Source organism: Streptomyces carminius (assembly GCF_002794255.1).
Taxonomy (GTDB): domain Bacteria; phylum Actinomycetota; class Actinomycetes; order Streptomycetales; family Streptomycetaceae; genus Streptomyces; species Streptomyces carminius.
The window spans coordinates 210,874-222,287 of record NZ_PGGW01000057.1 but is presented as its reverse complement, the minus strand read 5'-3'; the positions used below and the strand labels follow the sequence as shown (position 1 = coordinate 222,287).

The 11,414-nt window shown below is 75.5% G+C and carries 9 protein-coding genes; 6 read left to right on the top strand and 3 right to left on the bottom strand.

Translation table 11 applies throughout. The features are described 5' to 3' along the window. The coding region (locus tag CUT44_RS17150) for an acyl-CoA mutase large subunit family protein (RefSeq protein WP_100202737.1) at positions 1–1,497 on the top strand (1,497 nt) is incomplete at its 5' end. 91 nt (positions 1,498–1,588) lie between these two features. Here CUT44_RS17150 and CUT44_RS32580 read toward each other — a convergent pair. The 3 genes from CUT44_RS32580 to CUT44_RS17140 all read right to left on the bottom strand — a co-directional run bounded on the left by CUT44_RS32580 (position 1,589) and on the right by CUT44_RS17140 (position 4,467). Next, positions 1,589–1,741 carry an SCO1431 family membrane protein gene (locus CUT44_RS32580; RefSeq protein WP_107488056.1) on the bottom strand — a complete coding sequence of 51 codons (153 nt, stop codon included), beginning with the start codon at positions 1,739–1,741 and terminating at the stop codon, positions 1,589–1,591. Positions 1,742–2,023: 282 nt separating this feature from the next. Continuing rightward, positions 2,024–3,448: a hypothetical protein gene (locus CUT44_RS17145; protein ID WP_100202736.1), complete on the bottom strand. Its 1,425-nt coding sequence runs from the start codon at positions 3,446–3,448 to the stop codon at positions 2,024–2,026. Next, complete coding sequence (locus tag CUT44_RS17140) at positions 3,445–4,467, bottom strand: glycosyltransferase family 2 protein (protein ID WP_100202735.1); 1,023 nt, start codon at positions 4,465–4,467, stop codon at positions 3,445–3,447. Before CUT44_RS17140 ends, CUT44_RS17145 begins: the two co-directional genes overlap by 4 nt. A 187-nt stretch (positions 4,468–4,654) precedes the next feature. Between CUT44_RS17140 and CUT44_RS17135 the strand changes: the two genes are divergently transcribed. The 5 genes from CUT44_RS17135 (at position 4,655) to CUT44_RS17115 (ending at position 11,123) form a co-directional block, all read left to right on the top strand. Further along, entirely contained in the window at positions 4,655–6,043 is a 1,389-nt protein-coding gene (locus CUT44_RS17135; RefSeq protein ID WP_100202734.1) for a DUF6716 putative glycosyltransferase, read from the top strand. 101 nt (positions 6,044–6,144) lie between these two features. Then, positions 6,145–7,425 (top strand): N-acylneuraminate cytidylyltransferase, encoded by a 1,281-nt coding sequence (locus CUT44_RS17130; RefSeq protein WP_199185733.1) that lies wholly within the window; start codon positions 6,145–6,147, stop codon positions 7,423–7,425. 2 nt (positions 7,426–7,427) lie between these two features. Then, positions 7,428–8,372 (top strand): N-acetylneuraminate synthase family protein, encoded by a 945-nt coding sequence (locus tag CUT44_RS17125; RefSeq protein ID WP_100202733.1) that lies wholly within the window; start codon positions 7,428–7,430, stop codon positions 8,370–8,372. Between the two features lie 65 nt (positions 8,373–8,437). After that, positions 8,438–9,604, top strand: coding sequence for a hypothetical protein (locus CUT44_RS17120; protein WP_100202732.1), 1,167 nt, complete (start codon positions 8,438–8,440; stop codon positions 9,602–9,604). 271 nt (positions 9,605–9,875) lie between these two features. Then, positions 9,876–11,123: an amidohydrolase gene (locus tag CUT44_RS17115; RefSeq protein ID WP_233221446.1), complete on the top strand. Its 1,248-nt coding sequence runs from the start codon at positions 9,876–9,878 to the stop codon at positions 11,121–11,123. Positions 11,124–11,414: the final 291 nt, after the last annotated feature.

Genomic DNA, 11,414 nt, shown 5'->3' with positions numbered 1-11,414 from the left:
CTGGGCGAGCCGGGGGCGTACCCGTACACCCGGGGCGTCTACCCGAGCATGTACACCGGGCGGCCGTGGACGATGCGGCAGTACGCCGGGTTCGGCACGGCGACCGAGTCCAACGCGCGCTACAAGCAGCTCATCGCCAACGGCACCATGGGTCTGTCGGTCGCCTTCGACCTGCCCACCCAGATGGGCCACGACTCCGACGCGCCGATCGCGAGCGGCGAGGTCGGCAAGGTCGGCGTGGCGATCGACTCGATCGAGGACATGCGGGTGCTGTTCGACGGCATCCCGCTGGGCGAGGTCTCCACCTCGATGACGATCAACGCGCCGGCGGCCGTGCTGCTGCTGCTCTACCAGCTCGTGGCCGAGGAGCAGGGCGTGCCGGCGGCGAAGCTGACCGGCACCATCCAGAACGACGTGCTCAAGGAGTACATCGCCCGCGGCACCTACATCTTCCCGCCCAGGCCCTCGCTGCGGCTGATCTCGGACATCTTCAAGTACTGCCGGGCCGAGATCCCGCGCTGGAACACCATCTCCATCTCCGGCTACCACATGGCCGAGGCCGGGGCGACGCCCGCGCAGGAGATCGCCTTCACCCTGGCCGACGGCATCGAGTACGTACGCACCGCGGTCGCGGCCGGCATGGACGTGGACGACTTCGCGCCGCGGCTCTCCTTCTTCTTCGTCGCCCGCACCACGATCCTGGAGGAGGTCGCCAAGTTCCGCGCGGCCCGCCGGATCTGGGCGCGGGTGATGAGGGAGACCTTCGGCGCGAAGAACCCCAGGTCGCTGATGCTGCGCTTCCACACCCAGACCGCGGGGGTGCAGCTCACCGCCCAGCAGCCCGAGGTGAACCTGGTGCGCGTGGCCGTGCAGGGCCTGGGCGCGGTGCTGGGCGGCACCCAGTCACTGCACACCAACTCCTACGACGAGGCCATCGCGCTGCCCACCGACAAGTCGGCCCGGCTGGCGCTGCGCACCCAGCAGGTGCTGGCGCACGAGACCGACGTGACCGCCACCGTCGACCCCTTCGCCGGGTCCTACGTCGTCGAGAGGATGACCGACGAGATCGAGGAGCTGGTCACCGGGCTGATCGGGAAGGTCGAGGAGCTGGGCGGCGCGGTGGCCGCCATCGAGCACGGCTACCAGAAGGGCGAGATCGAGCGCAGCGCGTACCGCATCGCCCAGGAGACCGACTCCGGCGAGCGGGTGGTCGTCGGGGTCAACCGCTTCCAGCTCGACGAGGAGGAGCCCTACGAGCCGCTGCGGGTGGACCCGGCCATCGAGGCCCAGCAGGCCGAGCGCCTGGCCCGGCTGCGCGCCGAGCGCGACCAGCCGGCCGTCGACGCCGCCCTGGCCGGGCTGCGCAAGGCCGCCGAGGGCGGCGACAACGTGCTGTACCCGATGAAGGAGGCGCTGCGTGAGCGCGCCACGGTCGGCGAGGTGTGCAACACCCTGCGCGAGGTGTGGGGCGCCTACGTACCCACCGACACCTTCTGACCGGCCCGGCACCGGCCCGCGCGAGGCCCCCGGCAGCCGCTGCCGGGGGCCTCGCGCGGGCCGGCCGGGTCTCAGCCGGCGGATCCGGCCGTCACAGCAGGCCGAGGCCGGTGACGATCACGGCGACCAGCACGGTGAGCGTCCAGCCGAGCGCCTGGTCGATGAGCCTGTCCCGCTCCTCGTCCGACGGTCCGCCGGTGCGGACTCCGGATGCCGCGGTCGTCGCCGCCATCGTGTGGGCCATGGGGTGTCCTCGTCTCGCGCGTGACAGGCCGGTGAACCGGCACTCCGCCGGTCTGGGCGTGGTCCGGGTGTGATCCGGGTGCGCGGCCGGGGCCGCGACTCGTCCAGCATGCGGGGGTACGCGCCGTTTAAACAGAGACGCAGCTCACTTCCCCCGCCGGGGCCCGGCGGGGTGTTCCGCCCGCGATGTGCCTTCTGTACTGGGCCGATGAGCCCCGGGGCGGTCCGCCGCCGGCGGGCGGCTGTGACGAAGCACACGTGGCGCCGCACACGTTCGCGCGCCTCACCGCACCGCGCGCACCACGGCGCGTGCCCGGCGTGCCGTGCGTCGCACGGTGGTGCTGCGGGCCAGGGGCGCCAGGGAGGCGGGGACCGCGCCGGGCAGGGCGAGTGCGGCCAGCCGGCGGCGCGCGAAGTGACGCCGGAGGCGGTCCCGGGAGCAGGCGGCCAGGAAGCGCTCGGCCTCGCCGCGCAGCTCCGGACGGACCCGCGGCCACATGCAGTAGGCCACCGCCCGCACCAGCCCGGCCAGTTCGGCCAGTTCGGCCAGTTCGGCCGTTTCCCCCGGACCGGGCGGGACGACTCCCGCCGGCTCCCCGGCCGCCAGGTCCGGCAGCAGCTCGTGGACGAGCACCGCCGGCACCCGGTCGGCGTTCTCGTACGGGACCATCCCCTCCAGCAGCGCACCGGTGCCCAGGCGGGCGGCCGGCAGCCCGTGGAGGGCGCCCGCGGTCAGCAGCGCGCCCGAGGCGCAGCCGGCCACCAGCGCCGGACGCAGCCGCTCGTACAGCGCCTCGGCGGGGGGCGCGCCCCCGGGCACGCCCCCGGGCACGCCCAGCGTCACCCCCAGTTCCCCGGCCAGCGCCGCCAGACCCCGTACCCGGTGGGCGGGGGCGGCCGGGTGCGGGGTCCAGACCACCGTGCGGTGGCCCAGCTCCCGCACCCGGCGCAGCATCCGCCCGTACAGCCGCCCCTCCTCGGCGGGCGGCAGGGCGCCCGGTGCCGCCGGGTCCTGCCCGAGCAGCAGCGCGCACCCCTCGAACGCGTCCTCCCCGGGCGCCCGCCCCCCGGCCTCGGGCACCGGCGGCTCCAGCTCCCGCGCCCACTCGGCCGCCACCGCCCGCAGCGCCGTGGCCGGTACCGCCCGCGCCGCCGTCCCGAACTCCGCCAGCAGCAGCGGACGCAGCCCGGGCAGCACGTCCGGGTGGAGCACCCGGCGCACCCGGGTGCCCGTCAGCGGGTCCAGCCTGCCGGGGGTGGGCCCGTACGCCGACAGCCCGGGGGCCAGGACGGTCAGCGGGGCGTCGGGGAAGATCCGCGCCAGCGCCCGCGCCGGAGCCGACTCCACCCGCTCCACCACCAGCTCCACCCCGGCGCCGCCCAGCCCCCACAGCGCGCGGAGCTGCCGCTCCCACAGCGGCGCGTCGTCGGCGCGCGGCACCCAGCCGCCGGGGTGGAGGGGGCGGACGACGGCGTCCCAGGACAGCACCCGGCCGAAGCGGGCCAGGGGCGGGGCGGCGCCGGGCGGCGCGGCCGGCGCGGGGACGGCCTCGGGCACGGGGGCGGCGGACGCCACCACCGGCAGCCGCTCCCGGGCCGGTCCCAGCAGCCCCGCGTCCGCGGCGGCGGCCAGCAGCGCGGCGCCGTGCGAGGTGGTGACCACCAGCAGCTGCACGGGGGAGCCGCCGTAGGGGACGGACACGCTCATCGGGAGGCCTCCGCGCGGCCGGGCGACGGGCGGCGGGACCGGCCCGTAAGCCGCGGGGGGACGGCCGCCGGCCGGCGGCGCAGCCGCCGCAGCCGCGCCGCGCGGGCGGTGTCCATGCCGTCCAGGGCGTCCGCCAGCACCCCGGCGGGCAGCCGCCGCAGGGCGGCCGCGCAGCGGGCGCGCAGGGTGCGGGCCAGCCGCGGCTCGAAGCGGTCGCCGGTCAGATGGTGGTGGAGCACCGCGCAGTAGGTGCGCACCGCCTTCGGCAGCAGCGCGGCGGCGTCCGGGTCGCGGGAGGTCTCCTCGACCAGCAGGTCGAAGGCGGGGATGAAGTCGAGCTGCCGCTCGTCGCCGATCCGGGTGAGCGAGCCGGCCACCCCGCGCCGGTAGAAGATGCCCGTCAGGCCGACCACGGCGAAGGAGGACGCCTCGCGGTGCAGCCGCCAGATCCACGGCCGGTCCTCGGCGGTGCGCAGCGCCGCGTCGAAGCGCAGCACGCCGCTCTCCAGCAGCCGCCGGTGGTAGACGCCCGCCCAGGCGTAGGCGTAGTCCACGGAGGTGGAGCGGTGCGCGGGCAGGATCGCGTCGCGCGGGTCCAGCACGGTGCCCCGGCGGCCCTCGGGGACGCGCACCAGGGTGCGGGTGCGGCCGGTGCAGCGGACGTGGTCGGTGCGGAGGAAGTCGCAGTCCAGCGCCTCGGCGGCGGCCAGCAGTTCGCGGTAGTGGCCGGGCGCCGCCCAGTCGTCGCCGTCGAGGAAGGCGAGGAACCGCCCGCGGGCGGCCTCCAGACCGGTGTTGCGGGCGGCGGACACCCCGCCCTGCTCGCCGCGGCGCACGACGACGGCTCCGGGAATGTCCTTTCCGGCCCTTTCCAGAAGATCTTCCGTGCCGTCGGTGGAAAAGTCGTCGACCAGGACGAATTCGATGCCCTCCGCCGCGTTCGCGCGCAGGCTCCGGAGCGTGTCGGGGGCGTACGGCCGAACATTGCGGAACGGCACGACGACGGAGAGATTCACCACCCGGGTGACCTTAGGTGCCCGGGTGGCGCCGGTGCCGACCGGCACCGTACGCCTCGGTGAAATCGTGGCGTACGGCAGGTGAACTCCATTGCCCAGAAGGCCGGTTGGGTTTCCGTCGGCATCCTGTTAACCAGTTGTTGTGGTCACGTTGGGCGGACAATAGGAAAGGCTTCCTAGCGTCTGCGGCGTGCCACCACGTACCGATCCTGACTCCTCGGAATCCCCGGAACCCCCGGACTCCCAGGAATCCCACGACTCCCAAGAGGCGCCGCTGCGCGTCGCCGTGCTCGCGGATTCCGACACCCGCTGGAAGTGGGGTGCGCTCACCGCGCACCGCATCGCCCCCGGCGCACGTGTCGACGGACTGCTGCTGCGCGGCCGCGCCACCCCGACCGCCCGCCAGCTCGACGAGGTCGGGGCGCGGGTGGCCGGGCTGCGCGAGGTGACGGCCGCGGAGTTCCTGCGCGCCGCCGACCGCGGGACGTACGACGTGGTGGTCCTCTCCTGCGTCGGCGGCACCGTCCAGGCGATGCTGCACGGTCTGGCACACGAGCTGAACGGGGCGGAGCGCCGCCCGGTCACCGTCACCGGCTACGTGGGCGTCGTCTACGAGAAGCTCGCCGACGGGCTGCTGCTGCGGCACGGCGCGGACGTCGTCCTGGCCAACTCCACCCATGACGCGGAGCGCTTCCGCGCGGTCTACGCGGGCGTCGGCGCCGACGCCGGCAGCGTGGTGGAGTGCGCGCTGCCCTTCCTCGGCGGCGCCCCGTACGTCCCGTGGACCGAGGCGGCCGGCCGGCCGCGCACCGTGGTCTTCGCCGTCCAGCCCTCCGTGCCCGCCTCCCGGGCCGACCGCGCGTACCTGCTGCGCCGCGCCGCCGGCCACGCCCGCGCCCACCCCGACCGCGAGGTGCTGGTCAAGCTGCGCAGCAGGCCCGGCGAGCACACCACGCACATCGAGGAGCAGCCGTACCAGAAGCTCGCGGCGCGGCTTCCCGGCGGACTGCCGCCCAACTGCCGCCTGGTGTACGGCCACATGAGCGAGGTGCTGGACCGCACCGACCTGCTGGTCACCGTCAGCTCCACCGCCGCCCTGGAGTCGCTGCACCGCGGCATCCCCACCGCGGTCCTCACCGACCTCGGTGTCCGCGAGGCGCTGGGCAACCACCACTTCCTGGGCTCGGGCTGCCTCACCTCCTGGGACCGGCTCGACGCCGGGCTGCTCCCCGAGGCCGACCCGGTGTGGACCGCCCGGCAGGGAGTGGCGGCCGGGGGCTCCTACGAGGCGGCCTTCGACGCCGCCCGCGCCCGCGTCGCCGCGCTGGCCGCCCGCCCGGCGCTGCCGCCGGTCACCCCCTACTACACGCTCACCACCGCGCCCGGCTACCTCCCCGGCATCCTCGCCCGCCACGGCCTCGACCCCTCGGGCGCGCCCCGGCCCGACACGGCCGCCGACCGGCAGGCCTCCGGGCTGCGCCGGGCCGTCCGGTCGGCGGTACGGGACGCGGCGCGCGGGGCGTACCGCCACGGCGTCCAGCGCGTGGCGCCCGTCATCCGCCGGATGGGGGAGCTGTGAGCGGGGAGCGCCCGGCACAGGCCCGGGGAGCGCGCGCGGCAGATGCCGCGCCCGGCGTGACCACCACCGACGAGAACCCAGCCCGGCGAGGAGCCGTCACCGTGTCCCCCACCGTTCCGGCGGCCACCGCCGCCCCCACCGGCCCGGCCACCGCCCCGGCCGTGCTGGCCGTGATCCCCGCCCGCGGCGGGTCCAAGGGCGTGCCGGCCAAGAACCTCGCCACCGTCGGCGGCGTGCCGCTGGTCGTCCGCGCCGTACGGGAGTGCCTGGCGGCCCGGGGCGTGACCCATGTGCTCGTCTCCACCGACGATCGGGCCATCGCCGAGGCCGCCCGGGGGGCGGGCGCCGAGGTCGTCGAGCGGCCCGCCGGCATCGCGGGCGACACCGCCACCAGTGAGGCCGCCGTCCTGCACGCCATGGACGCGCACGAGAAGCGGCACGGCCGGGCGGCCGGGGTGGTGCTGCTGGTGCAGTGCACCAGCCCCTTCCTGACCCGCGAGGACATCGAGGGCGTGGCCGCCGCGGTGACCGACGGAGGCGCCGACAGCGCGCTGACCGTCGCGCCCTTCCACGGTTTCGTCTGGCGCGACGGAGACCCCGGGAGCACCGGGGACGCCGGAGAAGCCGCGGACGCCGCGCAGGACGGCGGCCACGGCGTCAACCACGACAAGGCGTACCGCCCGCGCCGCCAGGACCGGCCGCAGGACCTGCTGGAGACCGGCGCCGCCTACGCGATGCGCGCCGACGGCTTCCGCGCCGCCGGGCACCGCTTCTTCGGCCGCACCGAGCTGGTGCGCACCGATCCCGCGCGCGTGCTGGAGATCGACGACCCGCACGACCTGGCCCGCGCCCGCGCGCTGGCGCCGCTGCTGGACGGCGGGACGCCGGGTCGGCCCGGCGCGCTGCCGGGCCGCGAGGACGTCGACGCGGTCGTACTCGACTTCGACGGCACCCAGACCGACGACCGGGTGTACGTCGACTCCGACGGACGGGAGACCGTCGCGGTCCACCGCGGCGACGGACTGGGCATCGCAGCCCTGCGCCGCGCCGGGCTGCCGCTGCTGATCCTGTCCACGGAACAGAACCCGGTGGTCGCCGCCCGGGCCCGCAAACTGCGGATCCCGGTGCTCCACGGCGTCGACCGGAAGGACCTCGCCCTCAAACAGTGGTGCGAGGAGCAGGGCATCGCGCCGGAGCGCGTGCTCTACGTCGGAAACGACGTCAACGACCTGCCGTGCTTCGGCCTGGTCGGCTGGCCCGTCGCGGTGGCCAGTGCCCACGACGTCGTGCGCGGCGCAGCCCGCGCGGTCACCTCCGTACCCGGAGGGGCCGGCGCGATCCGCGAGATCGCCTCGTGGATCCTCGGAAAGGAACTGTCTTGACCATGACCAGCCCCCGCCTCCGTACCCTCGGCAGCAAGCTCGTGGGCCCGGGCCACCCGGTCTACGTCACCGGCGAGATCGGCATCAACCACAACGGCGACCTGGAGAACGCCTTCGCGCTGATCGACGCGGCCGCCGAAGCGGGCTGCGACGCGGTGAAGTTCCAGAAGCGGACCCCGGAGATCTGCACCCCCCGCGACCAGTGGGAGATCGAGCGCGACACCCCCTGGGGCCGGATGACGTACATCGACTACCGGCACCGCGTCGAGTTCGACGAGGACGGCTACCGGGCCATCGACGAGCACTGCCGCAAGCGCGGCATCGACTGGTTCGCCTCGCCGTGGGACACCGAGGCCGTCGCCTTCCTGGAGAAGTTCGACGTGCCCGCCCACAAGGTGGCCTCCGCCTCCCTGACCGACGACGAGCTGCTGCGCGCCCTGCGCTCCACCGGCCGCACGGTCATCCTCTCCACCGGCATGTCCACCCCGAAGCAGATCCGGCACGCGGTGGAGGTGCTGGGCAGCGAGAACATCGTCCTGTGCCACGCCACCAGCACCTACCCGGCGAAGGCCGCCGAGCTGAACCTGCGGATGATCCACACCCTGCAGGCCGAGTACCCGAACGTGCCGATCGGCTACTCCGGCCACGAGACCGGCCTGCAGACCACGCTGGCCGCCGTCGCGCTGGGCGCCGCCTTCGTGGAGCGGCACATCACCCTGGACCGCGCCATGTGGGGCTCGGACCAGGCCGCCTCCGTCGAGCCGCAGGGCCTGCAGCGCCTGGTGCGCGACATCCGGACCATCGAGGAGTCCCTCGGTGACGGGGTCAAGCGGGTCTACGACAGCGAGCTGGCCCCGATGAAGAAGCTGCGCCGGGTCAAGGGTGTCGTGGCCGAGGCGGAGGAGACCGGGGTCTCCGCCGCCGACCGCGAGCCCGCGGCGGTCTGACGGGACCGGCGGCGGTGAGCACCGGCGGAACCCCTCCGCACCCCGAAGAGCCCGGGACCGGGCCCGTGCCGGGCCCGGTCCCGGAACCGGCCGCGGCCCGGCGCGCCCCGCGCCGCGGCCGGGCCGCGCCCCGCGCGGGCACCGTCGCCCTCGTCGAGAGCCCGGTACAGCTCCTCAACGTCCTGGAGTGGGCGTACGCCACCGGCGGCGGCCGGGGTGGCGCCGCGGGAACCGGGAGCGGCGGGGGAGACGGGGGGGACGCCGGTCTCACCGTGATCGTCCTGCCGCCGCGGGAGGCCATGACCCGCGGTCAGCTGCGGCGGATGGCCGAGCTGGCCCGCGACGAGGGGATCGCCGTCCGCTGGCAGGAGGCCCGCGGCGGCACCACCGCGCCGCTGCGGACGGTCGGCTCGCTGCTCGGACCACTGCGCCGGGCGGCGCGGATCGTGGTGGGCGACCCGTTCTCGCGGTACGTGCAACTGCTGCTGTCCCTGGTCCGCACCGGGCCCGGCGGCGCGGGGCTGGTGGTGGTCGACGACGGGACGGCCACCATGGAGTTCGTCACCCAGCTCGCCCGCGGCGAGCGGCTGGTGCGCTGGCACCGCAGGGGTGCCGGGGGAGCGCGCGCCGCGCTCCTGGCGCCCGTCTCGGCGGCGGCCCGCCGCCGTATGACCCCCTCGGCGGACCACCGGGTCGAGGTGTTCAGCTCGATGCCGGTCGAGCCGCCCGAGCACGTGCGGGCCGTCCGCAACGACTTCGGCTGGACCAGGGCCCGCTTCGGCCCGCCCGCGCTCACCGGCGGCACCGATCTGGTGGGCACCTCACTGGTCGAGACCGGGGTGGTGGACGACGGGCACTATCTGGCGGCCGTCACCGCCCTGGCCCGGGCCCACGGCGCGACCCGCTACTTCGCCCACCGCAGGGAGAGCGCCGGCAAACTGCACCGGATAGCGGCCGGTACGGGGCTGGAGATCGTCCGGCCGGACCTCCCGCTGGAGCTGGTGGCCCGCCGCGGGCCCGTCGGCCGCACGATCCTGAGCTTCCCGTCCACCGTCGTGCACACCCTGCCGCTGGCGCTGGCGGGCACCGGGGTGACGGTCGCCGTCTGCGAGGTGGACCCGGCCTGGCTGACGGAGAACGCCTCACCGCGCGCCCGGGGCTTCCTGGCCGGGGTCACCGGTACCGCGCGGGACGTACGGCGGCTGCCGCCGGCGGCTCCGACCTCCTCCTGAGCCGCTCCCGCACCGCCGCCCCCGCACCGCCCCGGCTCCTCCCGGCCCCTCCCGGAGACGCCCCGCGGCGCCCGCCCGGATGGTCCGCAACATCCGGACCGTCCGTCCCGCGGCCGAGCCGTGACCACATTGTGAAACAAATAAAATCGAGGTTCATACCCATCCACACCAGGCCGTATGCGATCGCCGATCCGGTTTTTCCCGCCTCGTGGGGATGAACTTTGGGCGTTACTCCAGCACGCGGCTGTCACCTGGGCTTACCCTCGATGGGGTGAGCCAGTTGTTGTCGCCAGAGTCCAGTATCCGGACCACCGGTGAGACGCCGCTGCCCGGCGCCCTGCCGGAGGCCCTCCGTGCCGAGCTCATCTCCTTCCGCCGGGACCTCCACATGCACCCCGAGCTGGGGCACCAGGAGTTCCGCACCACCGCCGCCCTCCGGGCGCGGCTGGAGCAGGCCGGGCTGCACCCCCGCGTACTCCCGGGCGGTACGGGACTGATCTGCGACATCCACCCCGCCGGGGCGGTTCCCGGCGAGAGCGTGCGGCCGATGCTGGCGCTGCGCGCCGACATCGACGCGCTCCCCATCCCGGACACCAAGACGGTGCCCTACCGGTCCACCGTCCCGGACCGGGCGCACGCCTGCGGCCACGACGTGCACACCACCACCGTGCTCGGCGCCGGACTCGTCCTGGCCGGGCTGGCCCGGGCCGGCCGGCTGCCCCACTCGGTGCGGCTGCTGTTCCAGCCCGCCGAGGAGGTGCTGCCCGGCGGCGCCACCGACGCCATCGAGGCCGGGGTGCTGGAGGGAGTGGGCCGGATCATCGGGGTGCACTGCGACCCCAAGGTCGAGGCCGGCCGGATCGGGCTGCGCGCCGGCCCCATCACCTCCGCCTGCGACCGGCTGGAGGTCTCCCTGGACGGGCCCGGCGGCCACACCGCGCGTCCCCATCTGACCACCGACCTGGTCACCGCGGCGGCCAGGATCGTCACCGACGTCCCGGCACTGCTGTCCCGCCGGGTCGACACCCGCGCCGGGCTCGCCGTGACCTGGGGGCGGCTGGAGGCCGGGCACGCCCCCAACGTCATCCCGCAGCACGCCGAGCTGTCCGGCACCCTGCGCTGCCTGGACCTGCCCGCCTGGCGGATCGCTCCCGACCTGGTGCACGCCGCGATCGACGAGGTGGCGACGCTGCACGGGGCCAAGTTCGAACTCGACTACATCCGCGGCGTCCCCCCGGTGGTCAACGAGCGGGGCGCCGCCGAACTGCTGCGCGACGCCATGATCGCCCGGCGCGGCCACGGCTCGGTGGAGGACACCGAGCAGAGCCTGGGCGGCGAGGACTTCTCCTGGTACCTGGAGCACGTCCCCGGCGCGATGGCCCGGCTCGGAGTGCGCCCGCCCGGCGACCGCTCCCCGCGCGACCTGCACCGGGGTGACTTCGACGTCGACGAGAGCGCGATCGCCGCGGGCGTGGAGCTGTTCACGGCCGCGGCCCTGCTGGACGCGGAACGCGAGTAGGGCCGTCAGCGCCGGCGCCGTGGGCCCCGGCGCGGACCGGTGCGGTGCGCGGCCCGGCCGGACCGCTGTGGTATCCGGCACATCCGCCGCCCGGCCCGGACGCGTTCCGCCGGGCGGCGGGATTCCGGCCGACCGGGTGTCCGCGCTGGTGGGACGGGGTGGCGCGGCCCGGCGCGCCAGGTGTCCGCCACCCCGGCGTCACCCGTCGGCAGGGGCTCGGCACGCCCTGTTCACACCGAAGTGATAACGGCCCCCGCAGGGGATCTCTTCCGGACATCTACGCGCGTTACG